This is a genomic window from Pseudomonas pseudonitroreducens (genome assembly GCF_021603645.1).
Taxonomy (GTDB): domain Bacteria; phylum Pseudomonadota; class Gammaproteobacteria; order Pseudomonadales; family Pseudomonadaceae; genus Pseudomonas; species Pseudomonas pseudonitroreducens.
In genome coordinates this window covers 128,417-145,967 of sequence record NZ_BQHJ01000009.1, presented here as the reverse complement: position 1 = coordinate 145,967, position 17,551 = coordinate 128,417, and the positions used below count along the sequence as shown (strand labels likewise).

General features: G+C 66.2%; 17 protein-coding genes and 1 pseudogene. 3 read left to right on the top strand and 15 right to left on the bottom strand.

Features of this window, described 5'->3' with window-relative positions:
- Nucleotides 1-8 precede the first annotated feature (8 nt).
- The 15 genes and pseudogenes from flhA to L6D89_RS21705 form a co-directional block, all read right to left on the bottom strand.
- A complete protein-coding gene (flhA, locus tag L6D89_RS21775) occupies nt 9-2,132 on the bottom strand; it encodes a flagellar biosynthesis protein FlhA (protein ID WP_236201148.1) in 2,124 nt (707 codons plus the stop codon).
- Between the two features lie 140 nt (nt 2,133-2,272).
- Entirely contained in the window at nt 2,273-3,559 is a 1,287-nt protein-coding gene (locus tag L6D89_RS21770) for a TPM domain-containing protein (protein ID WP_236201147.1), read from the bottom strand.
- Nucleotides 3,560-3,616: 57 nt separating this feature from the next.
- Nucleotides 3,617-4,878 (bottom strand): annotated as a pseudogene (locus tag L6D89_RS21765) (TPM domain-containing protein).
- A gap of 105 nt (nt 4,879-4,983) precedes the next feature.
- Nucleotides 4,984-6,120: a flagellar biosynthesis protein FlhB gene (flhB, locus tag L6D89_RS21760; protein ID WP_236173936.1), complete on the bottom strand. Its 1,137-nt coding sequence runs from the start codon at nt 6,118-6,120 to the stop codon at nt 4,984-4,986.
- Entirely contained in the window at nt 6,120-6,896 is a 777-nt protein-coding gene (gene fliR, locus L6D89_RS21755; protein ID WP_236173934.1) for a flagellar biosynthetic protein FliR, read from the bottom strand. Before fliR ends, flhB begins: the two co-directional genes overlap by 1 nt.
- A complete protein-coding gene (fliQ, locus tag L6D89_RS21750) occupies nt 6,896-7,165 on the bottom strand; it encodes a flagellar biosynthesis protein FliQ (RefSeq protein WP_236173932.1) in 270 nt (89 codons plus the stop codon). The genes fliR and fliQ overlap by 1 nt, the downstream gene beginning before the upstream one ends.
- Nucleotides 7,166-7,286: 121 nt before the next feature.
- Complete coding sequence (gene fliP, locus L6D89_RS21745; protein WP_236174017.1) at nt 7,287-7,997, bottom strand: flagellar type III secretion system pore protein FliP; 711 nt, start codon at nt 7,995-7,997, stop codon at nt 7,287-7,289.
- 77 nt (nt 7,998-8,074) lie between these two features.
- Nucleotides 8,075-8,551 carry a flagellar biosynthetic protein FliO gene (gene fliO, locus L6D89_RS21740; RefSeq protein WP_236173930.1) on the bottom strand — a complete coding sequence of 159 codons (477 nt, stop codon included), beginning with the start codon at nt 8,549-8,551 and terminating at the stop codon, nt 8,075-8,077.
- 1 nt (nt 8,552) lies between these two features.
- Entirely contained in the window at nt 8,553-9,023 is a 471-nt protein-coding gene (gene fliN, locus L6D89_RS21735; RefSeq protein ID WP_236173928.1) for a flagellar motor switch protein FliN, read from the bottom strand.
- A 22-nt stretch (nt 9,024-9,045) separates the two neighbouring features.
- Nucleotides 9,046-10,017, bottom strand: a complete 972-nt coding sequence (gene fliM, locus L6D89_RS21730) for a flagellar motor switch protein FliM (protein ID WP_236173927.1) — start codon at nt 10,015-10,017, stop codon at nt 9,046-9,048.
- A 9-nt stretch (nt 10,018-10,026) separates the two neighbouring features.
- Complete coding sequence (fliL, locus tag L6D89_RS21725) at nt 10,027-10,548, bottom strand: flagellar basal body-associated protein FliL (RefSeq protein WP_236201146.1); 522 nt, start codon at nt 10,546-10,548, stop codon at nt 10,027-10,029.
- Nucleotides 10,549-10,992: 444 nt separating this feature from the next.
- A complete protein-coding gene (locus L6D89_RS21720) occupies nt 10,993-12,300 on the bottom strand; it encodes a flagellar hook-length control protein FliK (protein ID WP_236201145.1) in 1,308 nt (435 codons plus the stop codon).
- Between the two features lie 66 nt (nt 12,301-12,366).
- Nucleotides 12,367-12,708, bottom strand: a complete 342-nt coding sequence (locus tag L6D89_RS21715) for an Hpt domain-containing protein (RefSeq protein WP_236173921.1) — start codon at nt 12,706-12,708, stop codon at nt 12,367-12,369.
- 55 nt (nt 12,709-12,763) lie between these two features.
- On the bottom strand, nt 12,764-14,461 hold the full coding sequence (locus L6D89_RS21710; protein ID WP_236201144.1) for a SpoIIE family protein phosphatase: 1,698 nt from the start codon (nt 14,459-14,461) through the stop codon (nt 12,764-12,766).
- A 28-nt stretch (nt 14,462-14,489) separates the two neighbouring features.
- Nucleotides 14,490-14,795, bottom strand: coding sequence for an STAS domain-containing protein (locus L6D89_RS21705; RefSeq protein ID WP_236173919.1), 306 nt, complete (start codon nt 14,793-14,795; stop codon nt 14,490-14,492).
- 249 nt (nt 14,796-15,044) lie between these two features.
- Between L6D89_RS21705 and L6D89_RS21700 the strand changes: the two genes are divergently transcribed.
- From L6D89_RS21700 to L6D89_RS21690, 3 genes are all read left to right on the top strand, one after another.
- The gene (locus L6D89_RS21700) at nt 15,045-15,761 is read left to right on the top strand and encodes a TorF family putative porin (RefSeq protein WP_236201143.1); all 717 of its coding nucleotides are present in this window, start codon (nt 15,045-15,047) and stop codon (nt 15,759-15,761) included.
- Nucleotides 15,762-16,063: 302 nt separating this feature from the next.
- On the top strand, nt 16,064-16,864 hold the full coding sequence (locus tag L6D89_RS21695; RefSeq protein ID WP_236201142.1) for an AraC family transcriptional regulator: 801 nt from the start codon (nt 16,064-16,066) through the stop codon (nt 16,862-16,864).
- A gap of 61 nt (nt 16,865-16,925) precedes the next feature.
- Nucleotides 16,926-17,543 (top strand): LysE family translocator, encoded by a 618-nt coding sequence (locus L6D89_RS21690; protein WP_236173916.1) that lies wholly within the window; start codon nt 16,926-16,928, stop codon nt 17,541-17,543.
- The last annotated feature ends 8 nt before the right edge of the window (nt 17,544-17,551 follow it).

Genomic DNA, 17,551 nt, shown 5'->3' with positions numbered 1-17,551 from the left:
GACCTCAATCAATTCTGCCCAACGGTGGCAACAATCGTGACTTGTTTGTTGTCCGGGATTTCCTGGTACGCCAGCACGTGCATGGTGGGGACCGCCATCCGCGCGAATCGGGACATCATCGCGCGGACCGGGCCGGCCACCAGCAGGATCGCCGGCTTGCCAAGCATCTCCTGGCGCTGCGCCGCTTCGATCATCGAGCGTTGCAGCTTTTCGGCCATTCCGGGTTCCAGCAACATACCGTCTTCGGAGCCCTGTCCGGCCTTCTGAAGACTATTGAGCAATATCTGTTCCAACCTCGGTTCCAGAGTGATCACAGGCAGCTCCGGCTCTAGTCCCACAATGGTTTGCACGATTGCGCGGGATAGCGCGACGCGTACCGCCGCCACCATTGCGGCGGGATCTTGACTCTTCACCGCGACGTTGGCGATGGCCTCGGCGATGGTACGGATGTCGCGTACCGGCACCTGCTCCTGCAGCAGCGCCTGCAGCACCTTGAGCAGGGTCGACAGGGAAATCATCCCCGGCACCAGCTCCTCGGCCAGCTTGGGCGAGGTCTTGGCCAGCAGCTGCATCAGTTGCTGAACCTCCTCGTGGCCGAGCAGTTCATGGGCATGCTTGTGCAATACCTGGTTCAGGTGAGTGGCGACCACGGTACTGGCGTCGACCACGGTGTAGCCCAGGGACTGCGCCTGATCACGCTGCGAGGCCTCGATCCAGACGGCTTCCAGACCGAACGCCGGGTCCTTGCCGGCGATGCCGTTGAGGGTGCCGAACACCTGGCCGGGGTTGATGGCGAGGTCGCGGTCCGGGTAGATCTCGGCTTCCGCCACGCTGACGCCCATGAGCGTCAGGCGATAGGCGTTGGGTAACAGGTCTAGGTTGTCGCGGATGTGCACCGACGGCATGAGGAAGCCCAGATCCTGGGACAGCTTCTTGCGTACGCCCTTGATCCGCGCCAGCAACTGGCCGCCCTGGTTGCGGTCCACCAGCGGAATCAGGCGGTAGCCGACTTCCAGGCCGACCATGTCGACCGGCGTCACGTCGTCCCAGCCCAGCTCCTTGGTCTGCTCGGCGCGCTGCGCCGGCAGCAGCTCCTGCTGGCTCTGCGCTTCCTGCTCGGCCTTCTGGCTGGCCTGGCGCTGGCGGTGCCAGATCAGGTAGGCGCCAGCGGCGGCCAGGCCACCCAGGCCGATGAAGGAGACGTGCGGCATGCCGGGGACCAGGCCCATGGCGATCAGGATGGCCGCGGAAATCGCCAGCGCCTTGGGCGAGGCGAACATCTGGCGGTTGACCTGGGCGCCCATGTCCTCGGAGCTGGAGACGCGGGTCACCATGATCGCAGCGGCAGTGGACAGCAGCAGCGAGGGCAGCTGCGCCACCAGGCCGTCACCGATGGTCAGCAGGGCGTAGACCTTGCCGGCGTCGGCGAAGCTCATCGAGTGCTGGATCATGCCGATGGCCACGCCACCGATGAGGTTGATGAAGAGGATCAGCAGACCGGCGACGGCGTCACCGCGGACGAACTTGCTGGCACCGTCCATGGAGCCGTAGAAGTCGGCTTCCTGGGCCACTTCGGCGCGGCGCTTCTTCGCCTCGCCCTGCTCGATCAGGCCGGCATTGAGGTCGGCGTCGATGGCCATCTGCTTGCCGGGCATGGCGTCGAGGGTGAACCGCGCGCTCACCTCGGAGATACGCCCGGCGCCCTTGGTGACCACCACGAAGTTGATGATCATGAGGATCGCGAAGACCACGATACCGACCACGTAGTTGCCGCCGATCACCACCTCGCCGAAGGCCTGGATCACCTTGCCCGCGGCCGCATGGCCGTCGTGGCCGTGGAGCAGCACGACGCGGGTGGACGCGACGTTCAGCGCCAGGCGCAACAGGGTGGCGACCAGCAGGATGGTCGGGAACACGGCGAAGTCCAGCGGGCGCAGGGCGTACACGCTGACCAGCAGGACAACGATGGACAGGGCGATGTTGAAGGTGAACAGGACATCCAGCAGGAACGGCGGGATCGGCAGGGTCATCATCGCCAGCATGGCCAGCAACAGCAGCGGCACGCCGAGGTTGCCTCGGCTGAGCCCTACCAGGTTGCTGCGAACAGTGCCGATCAGTTGCGTACGATCCACCCGAAATCCCCTGCAAGTGGGTGACCGAGCCGGCCACCGGATCAAACTTTTGACGCCCAACGGGCATCCGCACAGGGTTTTGCAGGAAGCGTTCCAACTTTTTCGAAAGACCTGAAATGCCTGAAACAGAGCGGGCTCTCTCACCAGCTCCCCGAGGCGCCGCCCCCGCCGCCGGAGCCGCCGCCACCGGAGTAACTACTGCCGCTGCTGGACGAGGAGCTGCCACCGCTGGAACCACCGCCTCCCCCGCCGCCCCACGCACCGGGAAGGAAGGCGAACAACAGCGGGATGAGCAACATGGGAACCAGCACCAACGACTCGGGGAACGCCCAGGGCTGCTGAAGGACACCCGACACCTCGATCATGATTCCGGCGATGCTCAGGGCCAACACCAGCCGGATGCCGAACTCCACGCGGCTGCGCTGCCAGGCCTTCCAGGCGAGTACGAACGGCAGGCACAGCAGCACCACGCAAGGGATGCCGCCTATGGGCACGGCCAGGGCGTAGAACACTACGTATCCGCCATCGAAGAGCGTCGCATAAACCACCAGCGCAAGGAGATAGGCGACGATGACACCGATAATCCCGGCGGCCAGGCGCGAGCCCGCCGCCAGCCCACCGATGCCCGCGCCGAAGAGCATGCTGATGGGAATGGCCATGAGCAGCATCGGCAGGCTCTTCAGCCCTGCGCTGGCGGCCATCAGCACTGCCGCCACCGCCAGCGTCGGCAGCACAAGTTTCACGCCCAGCCAGCGACGGCGAAGCACGACGCCGGCCATACCGCCGCCGACCAGCCCGATCAGCAGCAGCCAGCCTTCCCAGGTCAGGCCGCTGCTGCGGCGCTCGTCCGGGAGGGTCTCGCCGTCGATCAGCCGCTCCAGCACATCCACCGCATTCTCGAGGCCGCCGGAGAAGTCACCGTTACGGAAGGCCGGAACCATCTCTTCCCGGATGATGCGCCCGGCGATCACATCGGGAATCGCCCCTTCCAGGCCATAGCCGACTTCGATGCGCATGCTCCGGTCGTCCTTGGCGACCAACACCAGCACGCCGTCGTCCACGCCCTGGCGCCCCAGGCGCCATTGTTCGAAGACGCGGGTGGCGTACTGCTCGATGCTGTCCTCGCCGGTGGTGGGCACCATCAGGATGGCGAGCTGCGAGCCCTTGCGCTGCTGCAATGCCAGCAGCCGCTGCTGCATGGTCGCGATCCAGTCGCTGCCGAGGGTACCGGTGAGATCGGTGACCGGGCTCTTCAGCTCCGGCACCTCGAGGGATCGTGCAGGCTCGCCCTCGGCATCCGCGTCATAGGGCACAGCTACCAGCCCGTCCTGGGCAGGGCGGACTGCATCAGTCGGAACCTCTGCCCGCACACCAACCGAGCCGAGCAAGAGGAAGACGTACAGAGCGCAATGAATCCAGAGGGTCATGCCTTCTTTCCCTGAAGGTGTGGGCTTGGCAGCCAGGCGAGTCGAGGGATTATGCCGTCACCAGCTCCCTGACGCACCGCCGCCGCCACTGGAGCCGCCGCCCCCGGAGAACCCGCCACCGCCCGAACTGCCGCCGGACGAACCACCGCCCGAGCCAGAGCCCCCTGCCGAACCGCCCTGCCCCGCGGCGAACACCAGCAAGCCCGGCAGGCACATGAAGGGCAGCACCAGCAGCCAGTTCAAGGGAGCCTTCGGCGCCCCGGCGAAGAAGTCGACCAGCAGGTACAGGCCGAAGAGGATCAGCAGTCGCACGTAGAAGCCCTTGCGTCCAGGCTGAGCCTTGTTCGCCTTGCGCCCTTTCCGACCTTTGCGGGGCTTGCGTTCGCCACGCCACGCATCGCGCATCATCGAGATCAGCAACCACCACAGGCCGATGATGGCCAGCACCGCGACCGGCGCGGCCAGCGCATACAACCAGAGGATGGCGCCGAAGCGTGGCGTCAGGAGGCCGAGCAGAACGCAGTAGGCGATCAGCCCGAGCACGCTGTAGAACACCGCTCGAACCGTCCACAGCGCGCCGAAGGTGGCGCCGCCGATCAGTAGACAGAGCGGCGCGATGGCTATGGTCGCCAGGCGGTCCGTGCCGCTGGCCAGTAGCGCTACCAGCGCGACGCCCACTGCGCCCAGCGCCAGCGCGCCACGCCAACCGAGGCGCCGCGCCGCGAGCAGCACACCGCCCACACCGCCGGCCACGAACGAGGCCAGCAGCAACCACGCCTCCAGCGGAACATGCAGCGGCTGCGGCGCCGGTTCCGGCAACGCTTCACCGTCGACCAGGGCGATCAGCGCATCCACCGCCGACTCGATACCGCCGGCATAGTCGCCCGCGCGGAACGCCGGCGCCATGCGCTCACGGATGATGCGCCCGGCGACGACATCGGGAATCACCCCTTCGAGGCCGTAGCCAACCTCGATGCGCAGGCCACCACCAGCAGTACGCCGTCGTCCACGCCCTTGCGGCCGAGCTTCCAGAGGTTGAAGAGCTTCTCGGAGAACGCCTCGATACCCATCGGCCCCACAGTGGGCAGCATCACCACGGCGATCTGCGCGCCGCGCCGGTCTTCCAGGGCCTTGAGCTTGCCGGTCAGGCGTTCCCTGGCGGAGGAGTCGAGGGTGCCGGTGACGTCCACCACGCGCTCACCCAGCGGCAGCAGCACTCCGCCATCAGAGGCCGGAGCCGCCCAGACGTGCAGGGAGCAGAGCAGGCAGAGCAGAAAGCCGAACGCCGAGCGCCAGCCGACGGAGAATCCATGAAGCATCGAAGTTTCCCATCGCGATCCGTGCAACCGAGCCGGCAGGCCCGGCCATCAACCGCCCATGCTACTGCCACCGGGGCAGCGGGACATAGCGGGCGCGCGCCTGCATCACTCGTCGCGGCGCAAATCCGGCGGGATCGGCAGATCCGGCATCGGTCCCGGGCGCTTGCCCTTGCCGGCGCGGTATTGCTTGAGCTGGTAGACGTAGGCCAGTACCTGGGCCACGGCGAGGTATAGGCCGGCAGGAATCTCGTGGTCCAGTTCGGTGGAGTAGTAGACCGCCCGCGCCAGCGCCGGCGATTCGAGCACCGTGACCTTGTGCTCCTGGGCGATCTCGCGAATCTTCAGGGCCATGAAGTCGTTGCCCTTGGCCAGCAGCTTGGGCGCGCCGGTGGCGGCCGGGTCGTACTGCAGGGCCACGGCGAAGTGGGTCGGGTTGGTGATAACCACATCGGCCTGCGGCACCGCCTGCATCATTCGCCGGTTGGCCATCTCCCTCTGCATCTGGCGTACCTTGGCCTTGACCTCCGGCTTGCCCTCGGAGTCCTTGTACTCGTCCTTGACCTCCTGCTTGGTCATCATCAGCTTCTGGCGGTTGTCCCAGAGCTGGTACGGCACGTCGAAGGCAGCAATCAGCATCAGGCTGCAGGCCAGCCAGAAGGCGCTCCAGCCCACCACCCTGGCGCAGTGGATCAGCGCCTGCTCCATGGGTTCATGGGACATTGCCAGCAGGTCGTCCTGGTCGGACCTGAGCACCAGGATCGCCACCGCCAGCACGACCGCGAACTTCACCAGCGCCTTGGACAGCTCCACCACCGAACGCACGGAGAACATGCGCTTGAGCCCTTCCAGCGGATTCATCCGGCTGAACTTGGGCGCCAGCGCTTCGGCCGAGAACAGCCAGCCGCCCAACGATACCGGCCCGATCAGCGCTGCCGCGAGCAGCACGGCGAGGATTGGCCAGACACCATCCCCGGCGATTTTCGCGGCGGCCACCAGCAGGTTGAGCATGCTCTCGCTGTTCATCACCGTGGCGCGGTCCAGCTCGAAGCTGCCGCGCATCAGACGCATCAGCGCATCGGCCAGGCTGGCGCCGTACATCAGCAGCGCGCCGGCGCCGGCCACGAGCACGGCAAGGGTGTTCAGCTCCTTGGATCGCGGCAGCTGCCCTTTCTCGCGCGCCTCTCGGCGCCGTTTCTCTGTGGGTTCCTCTGACTTGTCTTCGCTGCTGTCGTTCTCGGCCATCAGCGGGCCCTCACGAGTTCGCGAAGCAGTTGCAGCCCCTCGCTGGCGAGCGACTGGTACTGCGACAGGATGTCGGCGCTGCCGATCCAGACGATGATGAAGCCCATCACCAGGGTCAGCGGGAAGCCGATGGAGAAGATGTTCAGCTGCGGCGCGGCGCGGGTCATGGCGCCGAAGGCAAGGTTGACCACCAGCAGCGCGGTGACCGCCGGCAGCGCCAGGATCAGCCCGGCGCCGATCACCCAGCCGAGCTTGCCGGCAACGGTGATCAGGTGGTTGCCCGACAGCCCCTCCCCCACCGGCAGGGTGACGAAGCTCTCGGCGAGCACCTCGAACACCACCAGGTGGCCATTCATGGAGAGGAACAGCAAGGTCACCAGCATGGTGAAGAACTGCCCCAGCACCGGCACCGAAATGCCGTTGGTGGGGTCGATCATCGAGGCGAAGCCCAGGCCCATCTGCATCGAGATGATCTGCCCGGCGATGACGTAGGCGTGGAACATCAACTGCAGGGTGAAGCCGAGCATGGCGCCAATGAGGATCTGCTCGCCGACCAGGAACATGGCCTTCATGCTCAGCGCATCGACCTGCGGCATCGGCGGCAGGCCGGGCACCAGCACCACGGCGATCGCCAGGGACAGGTAGAGGCGCACGCGGGTGGGCACCAGCTGGGTGCCGAAGATCGGCATGACCATCAACAGGCTGGCGACACGGAACAGCGGGAACAGGAAGGACCCGATCCAGCTGCCGATCTGCGCATTGCTGAGCTCGAGCATCAGCCGATCAGCGTGGGAATGCTGGTGATCAGGTTCTGGGTGTACTCCATCAGCTGCCGCAGCAGCCAGGGGCCCAGGACGATGAGCGTGACCAGCACCACCAGCAGGCGCGGCAGAAAGCTCAGAGTCTGTTCGTTGATCTGCGTGGCGGCCTGGAACATCGCCACCACCAGCCCCACCAGCAGGCTCGGCACGACCAGGATGCCAACGATCATCGCGGTCAGCCAGAGCGCTTCACGAAACAGGTCCAGCGCGACTTCGGGGGTCATGGTGACTCCGTTCTTTCAGGCTTGGGCAGGAGCGAGGGGGGCGCCCAGTCCTTGCTCGCGAACCGCAGCCGCTCAAGAGCTTCGCGAGCACGCTCGCTCCTACAGGGAAAATGAACCATCGCTAGACCGTCCCGAAACTGCCGGCGAGCGTGCCGATGATCAGCGCCCAGCCGTCCACCAGGACGAACAGCATGATCTTGAAGGGCAATGAAATGATCAGCGGCGAAAGCATCATCATGCCCATCGCCATCAGCACGCTGGACACCACCAGGTCGATGATCAGGAACGGAATGAAGATCATGAAACCGATCTGGAACGCGGTCTTCAACTCCGAGGTGACGAACGCCGGGACCAGGATGGTCAGGGGCGTGGCGTCGGCGCTCGGGATGTCGGTGCGCTTGGACAGGCGCACGAACAGCTCCAGGTCCGACTGCCGGGTCTGCGCCAGCATGAAGGCCTTCATCGGCCCTTCGGCGCGACTGATCGCTTCCTGGGCGGGAATCTGTTCATTCAGGTAAGGCTGCAGTGCCGTGCTGTTGATCTTGTCGAACACCGGCGCCATCACGAACATCGTCAGGAACAGCGCCAGCCCCACCAGAATCTGGTTCGACGGCGTGCTCTGCAGGCCCAGCGCCTGGCGCAGGATGGAGAAGACGATGATGATCCGGGTGAAACTGGTCATCAGCATGACGAACGCCGGGATGAAGCTCAGCGCGGTCATGATCAGCAGGATCTGCAGGCTGACCGAATACTCCTGCTGCCCCTGCGGGTTGGTGGTCACCGTGATCGCCGTCAGTTGCGTCGGATCGGCGGCGAAGGCCTGCGGCGCCATCAGCGCCAGCAGGGCCAGTAGCAGCGGCGCGCAACGCTTGAGCGCGCCGAGCAGAACGGAAGTCGTCGGCGAACGGGTCACTGCGGGCGGCCCTTGTCCTTGTTCAGCAATTCCAGCAGGCGCTGGGCGAATTCCGGCTGTGCCGGCTCCGACTCGGCGGCATGTACCGGCTGGCGCATGACGTGCAGCGGGGTGATGCGGCCGGGGGTCAGGCCCAGCAGCACCTGCTCTTCGCCCACCTGCACCAGTACCAGGCGGTCACGCGGGCCGAGGGCCTGGCTGGAAATCAGGCGGATCGCCTGGTTGCTTCGCGGGCTCACCTGCTGCACGCGGCGCACCAGCCAGGCGAGCAGGAAGATCAGGCCGACCACCAGCACCAGGCCCAGCAGCAGCTGCATCAGCTGTGCGCCGGCGCTGCCGGTGATGATGCTCGGCGTGGAGCTGGCGTGGACGATGGCCGGGTTCGACGCCGGCGCCTTGGCCTCCTCGCCCAGGGCGAAGAAGGACAGCCCCAGCAGCGGCAGGGCACAGAGATGTGCGAGCAGGCGGGCCATGTCAGCGCAGCTTCTTGATGCGTTCGCTGGGGCTGATCACGTCGGTGAGGCGGATGCCGAACTTCTCGTTCACCACCACCACTTCACCGTGGGCGATCAGGGTGCCGTTGACCAGCACGTCGAGCGGCTCGCCGGCCAGGCGATCGAGCTCGATCACCGACCCCTGGTTGAGCTGCAGCAGGTTGCGGATGCTGATGTCGGTGTGGCCGACCTCCATGGAAATGGTCACCGGAATATCCAGGATCACGTCCAGGTTCGGCCCTTCCAGGCCAGCGATGGTCGGCGCCTTGGGCGCCATACCAAACTCTTCCATCGGCGCGCGCGGCGCTGCCGGGGCCACCGGCGTGGCGCCACCCTGGGCCATCAGCGCGTCGATGTCGTCCTGGCTGGCATCTCCCGATTCGGAGAGCGCCGCGGCCCACTCGTCGGCCAGCGCCTGTTCTTCGGGGGTCACGTTTTCTTCATCTGACATGGTGGGTCCTCTTGGGATTCGCTCAGCGCGGACGCACGAGCGGATCGAGAATCTGCAAGGCCAGGTTGCCCTTGTGCGAACCCAGCTTGACCTTGAAGGAAGGCACGCCGTTGGCGCGCATGATCATGTGCTCCGGCAGCTCCACCGGGATCACGTCGCCCGGCTGCATGTGCAGGATGTCGCGCAGCTTGAGCTGACGACGCACGACGGTGGCGCCCAGCGGCACGTTGACGTCGAGGATGTCCTCGCGCAGGGCGTTGATCCAGCGCTCGTCCTGGTCGTCCACGTCGGACTGGAAGCCGGCATCGAGCATCTCGCGGATCGGCTCGATCATCGCGTACGGCAGGGTGATGTGCAGGTCGCCGCCGCCGCCGTCCAGTTCGATATGGAAGGTGGAGACCACCACCACTTCGCTGGGGCTGACGATGTTGGCCATCGCCGGGTTCACTTCCGAGTTGACGTACTCGAAGGTGATCGGCATCACCGCGTGCCAGGCCTCGGCGAGGTCGACGAAAGCCTGCTCGATGACCATGCGCACCACGCGCAACTCGGTCGGAGTGAACTCGCGGCCTTCGATCTTGGCGTGGCGTCCATCACCGCCGAAGAAGTTGTCCACCAGCTTGAACACCAGCTTGGCGTCGAGGATGAACAGCGCGGTGCCGCGCAGCGGCTTCATCTTCACCAGGTTGAGGCTGGTAGGCACGTACAGCGAGTGCACGTATTCACCGAACTTCATCACCTGCACGCCGCCCACGGCGACATCCGCCGAGCGGCGCAGCAGGTTGAACATGCTGATGCGGGTGTAGCGCGCGAAACGCTCGTTGATCATCTCCAGGGTCGGCATGCGGCCCCGGACGATGCGGTCCTGACTGGTCAGGTCGTAGGACTTGATCGCCCCCGGCTCGACGTCGGACTCGGTTTCCACCAGGCCGTCGTCGACGCCGTGCAACAGCGCGTCGATCTCGTCCTGGGAAAGTAGATCCTGCATGGCCATGGCGGGTACCTACTGCAATACGAAATTGGTGAAAAGCACTTGCTCCACGGTCAACTGACCGGTCGCCTTCTTCGCCAGTTCCTGAAGGCTGCTGGTCGCCTGCTGGCGGAGCATCTCCTTGCCGACCGGCGTCACCAGGGTGTCGAAATTCTGACTGGAGAACAGCATCACCAACTGGTTGCGCACCAGCGGCATCTGTTCGCGCAGGGCATCCATCTGCGCCTGGTCGCGGCCCATCAGCGCAACGGCGACCTGGAGGTAACGCTGGCGGCCGTTCTGGTTGAAGTTGACCACGAAGGACGGCGCGAGAATCTCGTACACCGCCTGCTTCTTCGTCGGCTCGGCGTGTTCCGCGGCCTTGGCCTCGGCTTCTTCAGGCTTGGCGTTCTTGTGCAGGAAGAACCAGGTCCCGCCCACCGACGCGCCCACCGCCAGCAGGAAGGCCAGCGCGATGATGATGATGAGCTTCAGCTTGCCCTTGCCGGGCGCCTGGCCATCAGGGAGAGAAGGCGTCTGTTCTTTCTTGGCCATGCCAATAATCCGTCACTATTGCGGCGTAAAGCGCTGATACAGAGAGTGTCAGCAAGGGCTGTGCCAGTTCCACTGGCGCCGCCGCGGATATTACAGGCTAGACGGAGGATGTCACGGGGGGCGTAAGAATTTTCCTGTGAGCCAGGGAGATCAAGCGTCGGGACGGTTCGCGAGCAAGCTCGCTCCTACGAAAGGCCGACTCGGCGAACCGACCAGGCTGTAGGAGCGAGCTTGCTCGCGAACAACAGGGAAACTCGGTGCTCGGGCAATGCCCTCACCCCTGCCCTCTCCCAGAGAGAGAGGGGGCCTCCCGTGCCTTTGACAGTGCCGGATGGCTGCGGACTGCCGAAACGCTCAGGACAGTCCCCTCTCCCCTTGGCAGAGGGTCAGGGCGAGGGCGCTCCCGGGGAGCCTCACAGCACAACGAAAGCGCCCTCGCCGGAATCACGCGTAGTAATCCACCAGGCCCCTACCCTGCGCCGCCGATTGCGGGCGGATCTCGGACACGCCGCTGATCATCGGCTCGTCGTCAGCGCCGTCGGCGCCGGCCACGCGCCGCGAACCGCCGCGCTCATCACCCTGCTGCTGTTGCTGCCAGCCACGGGCGGACTGGTCGGAGACGTTGACGTCCAACTGCCCCATGCCCTGCTGGCTGAACATCTCGCGCAGGCGATGCTGCTGGCTGTCCAGCGCTTCACGCACGCCGGCGTTGGCGCTGATGAAGTTCACCTGGGTCTGATCGGCGCTCATGTGGATGCGTACTTCCAGGCGGCCAAGGTCGGCCGGGTCCATCTGGATCTCGGCAGACTTGAGGTTCTGCGCGGACATCCACATCACCCGGTCCACCACCTGGTCGGTCCAGCCGTTCTGCTGCACCGACACCGGCTGCCCCGGCACCAGCGGGTTGACCGGGCGATTGGTCATGGCCTGGGGAGTGTTCAGCGCCTGGGTCAACGATTCCAGGCGGGTGGCGAAGGCGTCGTTGCGCGGCGTCTCCGGCTTGGCTTCGACCTGCAACTCCGGCAACTGCTGGGTCAGGTCGCCGCCAGCCTGCAGCGCCCCCTCGGCCAGTTTGCCTTCGGCGCTCTTGGCGGTGGCGTCCGGATTCAGCGCAGCCAGGGCCGCAGAAAGGTCCGGCTTGGCCTTGCCGTCCGCCGGCAGCTCACCGGCCTTGGCTGCCAGGTCGCCGGCAACCTGTGTCTGCTGGGCCTGCTGTGCCTGGTCCTGGGCGCCCTGGCCAAGCAGGGTCACGCCCGGCAAGGCGTTGAGCTTCTCCAGGTCGCCATCGGTGCTGGCCGCCGTCTGCTGGCCGATACCGCTGCTGATCACCAGCGGCGGTGCTTCGGTGGCCGGCAATTGCCCGGTCATGCCGAGCATCAGCAACGGGTCGAGCGTCGCCTCGGGCTTCTCCTCGCCCTCAGCCACCTTGCTGCCGTCCGCCTTGTCCGCGCCATCGGCCGGCAAAGCCTTGCCGTCCCCGGCAACCGCTGGCTTGTCAGCGGCAGCGGCATCCTTCGGATCACTGGCCTTGCTGTCCTTGTCGGCACTGTCCCTGGGCTTGTCGGTCCTCGGTTTGGTGGCCTTGTCCGGGCGCTCGCTGGCAGCCGGCCGCTGCTCCTGGGCATAGACGTCGGCGAAGCTGGAACCCTTGTCGTTACTGGCGTTCGCCGAATTCTGCGCAGGCTTGGAGAGCGCCGCCTTGGGCCTGGGGTCAGGCGTGGGCGTCAATAAAATATCCGGGGCGACAGCCATCGGAGTTCTCCGTCGATGTGAATATCCAACACGGAGATAGCAAGGCGCGGGCCAACTCGAAAACGCTCAGGGGCGACCGGGCAACAGCAGGGTGCGGACGATGGAGAATTCGTGCTCGACCTTGCCGATCAGGCCCTCGGCGCTGCTCAGGTCGTTCAGCCGCGCCGCCTCTTCCAGGCGCTTGCACAGGCTGCTGAGCTGCGCCGCGCCCATGTTCCCGCAGCTGCCCTTGAAGCTGTGCGCGGCGTGGCGCAGAGCCGGCGCATCGGTGCCGGCGAAGGCTTCGCGGATGTTGCGCAGGCGTTCCTCGGAGTCGCTGAGAAAGGTCTCCACCAGGAGCGGGTACTCGTCTTCCATGATCGACAGCAAATTGCTCAGCACGGCGCCATCGAGATGCGGCTCGGACATTGGGCACTCCCTGAAGGACGGCTCGCCACCCTGCAGGGAGACAAGAAGGCCTCGATTATGCCTGAGCCGACCAGAAGAACTCCACGGAGACCGTCTTGCCGTCGGCTGACCACTGACAACGATCGGACAGCTGCCGGACCAGCGTCAGGCCGCGCCCGCAGAGGCTGCCGGCAGCCTGTTGCGAAGCCAGCACGGCGCCCACGTCGAATCCTTCGCCACTGTCCTCCACCCGTACCAGCAGGCGCCCGCCATCGCCGTGGGGAGCCAGGTCGAGGTGGAAGCGCACGAAGCCGTCGCGCAATTCTCCCAGACGCTTGCTGCGCTCCTGGTAATACTCGGCAAAGCCGGCGGCGTCGCACTTCAGCGCGGAGTCCAGGCCCATCACGCCGTGCTCCAGGGCGTTGGAGTACAACTCGGCGAGCACACTGTACAAGGCGCCGCCGCGCGGGCGCAGGTCGTGCACCTCCATCAGCAGTTGCAACAGGAACGGCAGCGGATTGAGGTTGCGCAACGTCGGCGCGCGAAATTCGAAACTGGCGGACCAGTCCAACGGGCTGCTCAGGCCATTGTCGGAGAACGCCAGCGGCGGGCGCTGCAGGGAGTCCTCGGGGACCAGGGCGATCTCCAGCATGCTGACGTCGTCCTGGGCCTCGTCGCGAAAACGCGCAACCGCCGCCTGGATGCCGTCGAACAGACGCGCCGGCGGCAGATCCTCGCTGAGCACCTGGCGCAGGCGTTCTTCACCGAAGGCCTCGCCGGCGGCGTTGCGTGCCTCCAGCACACCATCGGAGAAGAGGAACACGCGGTCCCCCTCCTCCATCGCATAGACCTCGAAATGGTCGCTGAAGGCCGCGGGGTCGAGGATCCCCAGCGGCAAATGCCGCGACACCAGCGGTTGCAGTCCGCCGCCGGCGTGGCGATGCAGGAAGCCGTTGGGCAGGCCGCCGTTCCACACCTCGACCAGGCCGCGCTGGAAACTCAGGTTGAGCACCGCCGCGCAACAGAACACGCCCACCGGGAGAATGCGCTTGAGCTTGGCATTCATCTCGCGAAGGATGTCTGCGATGGGATACCCCTTGGCGGTCATTCCGTAGAACACCTCGGCCAGCGGCATGGCGCCGATGGCCGCCGGCAAGCCGTGGCCGGTGAAGTCGCCGAGCAGCACGTGCATGCCACCCGAGGGCTTGAAGGCCGCCAGCAGCAGGTCACCATTGAACAGCGCGAAGGGCGACTGCAGGTAACGGATGTTCGCCGCATTCAGGCAACCCGAGTGCGCCACCTTGTCGAAGACCGCCTTGGCCACCCGCTGCTCGTTGAGCAGGTGCTCGTTGTGCCGGGCGATCAGGTCGCGCTGCTCGAGCACCATCCGCTGCAGGTGATGCAGGCGCCCCATGGCGCGGATCTTGGCTTCGAGGATGATGCGGTTGTAGGGCTTGGAGAGGAAGTCGTCGCCGCCCGCCTCCAGGCTCTGCACCAGCGCCTCGGGCTCGCTCAGCGAGGTGAGGAAGATGATCGGCACCAGCTCCTCGCCGGCCTGCCGGCGAATCCGCCGCGCCGCCTCGAAGCCATCCATCACCGGCATCAGCGCATCCATCAGCACCAGCTGCGGGCGCTCCTGGGCGAACAGCGCCAGGGCCTCCAGCCCATTGGCGGCGGTGATCACCCGATGCCCCTGGCGGCTGACGATGGTCGACAGCAGCAGGCGATCGGCAGCGTTGTCGTCGGCGATCAGGACGGTGAGGAGTTCGGACATGGCCGTTCCCACTGCGGGCCGGGCCGCGTCAGCTGATCTTGAACAGCTGCTCGAAGTTGGAGATGGCCAGCACCTTGCGCACATCCGGGTTGCAGTGCGCCAGGCTGATCTGCGCGCTTTCGCCGCCGGCATGGTCGCGCAGCAACAGGAGCATGCCCAGCGCCGAGCTGTCGAGGTAGGTGGCGCCCTTCAGGTCGACCACGTAGCGCTTGGGCGTGGTCTCGACGCGCTCGTAGGCGTTGCGAAACTCCTGGTGTGCGCCGAAATCGAAACGCCCCTGGACCACGATGGTGAGCTCCTGCCCGTCAGCGGAGGGAACGGATGTGATGGCCATGGGATTCTCCTTATCGATCGATGGTCGCGCACGAGCTTGAAGATGTAGCAGCTAGCGATGACAGCGGCAACCTCGGCGAGCAACGGGAAACCGCCTCGCCAGACTGGTCGAACGGTCACCTGGAAGGTCGATAAATGGACCACCGGTCGCCACAGGCCCGGCGAATGCCTTTACCCTTTTACGCGTGCGACGCAGGGCGAAGGCTCGTCAGAGGCCTCGGCAGGGTCGCACCCGCAAGCAGGGGGGAGCATGTACAAGTCCATTCTCATCGCGGCCAGCGTGTTGTGCGCGGTGCCGTCGGCAAGTGCCCAGGTGATGCAGCGCGAGCTGGGCGACTTCGAACTCAGGTTCGCCAACTCGCCAACGCGCAGCATGGCCCAGGGGCTGGTCCAGCCGGGCCAGGCGAACAGCGCCCAGGGCGGCATCGACATCACCCACGACAGTGGCTGGTACGTCGGCAGCTGGACCTCGAACCTGGAGCAGGAAAAGCCCCTGGAGATCGACAGCTACGCCGGCTTCAAGCACCCGCTGGGCGACGGCAAGCTGGGCTACGAAGTGGGTACCCTGCGCTACAGCCGCCCGGAACAGCCCGACTACGACAGCCAGGCCCTGTACGGCGGCCTCTCGGTGTTCGGCAGCCGCCTCGGCGCGGCCTACAGCGCCCAGGCCGGGCGCAGCACCGCAACGCTGTTCACCGACCTGGGCATGCAGACAGATCTCGGCTTCGACGTCACCTTCAAGTATTCCGCCTACAGCCTCGCTGCGCCGGTGAGCCTGGGCAGCGGCGGCAGCGTCAGTGAGTTCGGCGACTGGTCGGTGAACTTCAGCCGCCCCTGGAATGGCATCGACCTGAACTTCTCGTACAGCGGCAGCAGCCTCACCGGCGGTGACTGCACTGCCTACTCCGGGCACAACGCCTATTGCGACTCGGCCTTCATGCTCAAGGCATCGCGGCCGTTCTTCTGAGGCTGTAGGTTCGCAAATCCCGGAGCCCCTCACCCCAGCCCTGGCTGCGCGCCCCACTCCTGAGGGAGAGGGGGTAGTCCGTGCCAGGGTTGAATCCAGCATTTTTCCTGCACCATTGCTTCTCGCTGAAACCGGCCCGCCCGCCTGCACCGAACGGCCCCCTCTCCCTCGGGAGAGGGCCGGGGTGAGGGGCAAACCGAGCACCGATGGTCGGCGCGGGCGAAAGAGTCAATTTCATTCAAGAGCGCCGCGGCACAAAGAACTACTCTGCCAGTCACCACCCCACGCCTCAGGCTCTGCCCATGCTGCACCGAGTGAACTGCACTGCCATTGCCCTGCCCGGCCTGCGCATCGTCGAGATTCTCACGCAGCGCAGCTTTCCACGGCACGCCCACGACGAATACGGCATTGGCGTAATGCTCGAGGGCGGGCACCGCTCCTGGAGCAACCGCGGCCAGGTCGAGGCGAAACCCTGCGACATCATCACCGTGAGCCCCAACGAGCTGCACGACGGCCTCCCGCTGCACGATGCGCCACGCCGCTGGTGGATGCTGTATGTCGAGCCGGCGCTGATCGCCCGGCTGGCCGGCGCCGAATTGGCTGGCCGTGAATTCACCCTGCCGAGCCTTGCCGACCCGCGACTGGCCAGGCGCATCACCGACCTGTTGCAGCACCTGCCGGAAGCCGGCGCGGATGAAGCCGGCGCGGGCGTACTGGAGCTGTTCGGCGAACTGCTCGACCAGCCGCGCGAGTCGACGATCAGGGCCCTGCCCTCACTGAGCGTGGCGCGCATGCTCGAACGAATTCACGACGCCCCGCGCAACGCTCCCACGCTGGCGGAACTCGCGGGCATTGCCGGGCTGACTTCCTACGCGGCCCTGCGCCGCTTCCGCCGCGAGCTGGGCACCACACCCCACGCCTATCTGCTGCAATACCGCGTGCGCCAAGCGCACAAGGCCATCAGCGAAGGCCGCACGCTGACCGAGGCGGCCCTGCTCGCCGGCTTCGCCGATCAGTCCCACCTGACCCGCGCCTTCGCCCGCCAGCTCGGGCTGACGCCGGGGCAGTGGCGCACCTCGCTCAGGCCAGCGCCAACACCCTGAGCGCAGCAGCCGCACAACACAGCGGCGCGACCTTCGACCTCACCACGGGAAACCCTCGGGAATGAACGCAGACTTCCTGCTGACGGCGTTCGTCGTCGTTCTGCTGCCCGGCACCGGCGTGCTCTACACCCTGGCCGTCGGACTCGGGCTCGGCGCCCGTGCGGCGACCATCGCCGCGCTCGGCTGTACGCTGGGCATGCTCCCGCAGTTGCTGCTCGCCACCTTCGGCCTGGCGCTGATCCTCCAGGCCAGCGCGGCCAGCCTGCAGATCATCCGGCTGCTGGGCACGGCCTACCTGCTGTTCATCGCCTGGCAGGTATTCCGCGGCAACGGCGCCCTGGCGCTGGACGCCGCCAGCGGCCCGCGCAGCACGACGCAGCTGGTCGGCACCGGCCTCTGGCTCAACCTGCTCAACCCCAAGCTCGGGCTGTTCTTCCTGGCCTTCCTGCCGCAGTTCGTAGCCGCCGGCAGCGAGGACGCCAGGGCACTTTTCCTGGTGCTGGGGCTGGTCTTCGCGCTGATGACTTTCGTCGTGTTCATCGGCTATGGGCTGCTGGCGGCCTGGGTACGCGACTACGTGATCGGGCGTCCGGCGGTGATGCGTGTGATCCGCTGGAGCTTCACCCTGGCCTTCGTCGTGCTGGCGCTGCGCCTGGCGCTCGAGACACTGCAAGCCTGAGCGCGCCG

Excerpts from the sequence above, each read along its gene's own strand:
- fliN (WP_236173928.1), bottom strand. The coding sequence starts at position 9,023 with ATGTCAGATGAAGAAAACGTGACCCCCGAAGAACAGGCGCTGGCCGAC.
- fliO (WP_236173930.1), bottom strand. The coding sequence starts at position 8,551 with ATGGCCCGCCTGCTCGCACATCTCTGTGCCCTGCCGCTGCTGGGGCTG.
- flhB (WP_236173936.1), bottom strand. The coding sequence starts at position 6,120 with ATGGCCGAGAACGACAGCAGCGAAGACAAGTCAGAGGAACCCACAGAG.
- L6D89_RS21715 (WP_236173921.1), bottom strand. The coding sequence starts at position 12,708 with ATGTCCGAGCCGCATCTCGATGGCGCCGTGCTGAGCAATTTGCTGTCG.
- fliP (WP_236174017.1), bottom strand. The coding sequence starts at position 7,997 with ATGGCGCCGCAGGCCTTCGCCGCCGATCCGACGCAACTGACGGCGATC.
- fliM (WP_236173927.1), bottom strand. The coding sequence starts at position 10,017 with ATGGCCATGCAGGATCTACTTTCCCAGGACGAGATCGACGCGCTGTTG.
- L6D89_RS21705 (WP_236173919.1), bottom strand. The coding sequence starts at position 14,795 with ATGGCCATCACATCCGTTCCCTCCGCTGACGGGCAGGAGCTCACCATC.
- L6D89_RS21700 (WP_236201143.1), top strand. The coding sequence starts at position 15,045 with ATGTACAAGTCCATTCTCATCGCGGCCAGCGTGTTGTGCGCGGTGCCG.
- fliQ (WP_236173932.1), bottom strand. The coding sequence starts at position 7,165 with ATGACCCCCGAAGTCGCGCTGGACCTGTTTCGTGAAGCGCTCTGGCTG.
- L6D89_RS21770 (WP_236201147.1), bottom strand. The coding sequence starts at position 3,559 with ATGACCCTCTGGATTCATTGCGCTCTGTACGTCTTCCTCTTGCTCGGC.
- L6D89_RS21710 (WP_236201144.1), bottom strand. The coding sequence starts at position 14,461 with ATGTCCGAACTCCTCACCGTCCTGATCGCCGACGACAACGCTGCCGAT.
- fliL (WP_236201146.1), bottom strand. The coding sequence starts at position 10,548 with ATGGCCAAGAAAGAACAGACGCCTTCTCTCCCTGATGGCCAGGCGCCC.
- fliR (WP_236173934.1), bottom strand. The coding sequence starts at position 6,896 with ATGCTCGAGCTCAGCAATGCGCAGATCGGCAGCTGGATCGGGTCCTTC.
- L6D89_RS21695 (WP_236201142.1), top strand. The coding sequence starts at position 16,064 with ATGCTGCACCGAGTGAACTGCACTGCCATTGCCCTGCCCGGCCTGCGC.
- L6D89_RS21690 (WP_236173916.1), top strand. The coding sequence starts at position 16,926 with ATGAACGCAGACTTCCTGCTGACGGCGTTCGTCGTCGTTCTGCTGCCC.
- L6D89_RS21720 (WP_236201145.1), bottom strand. The coding sequence starts at position 12,300 with ATGGCTGTCGCCCCGGATATTTTATTGACGCCCACGCCTGACCCCAGG.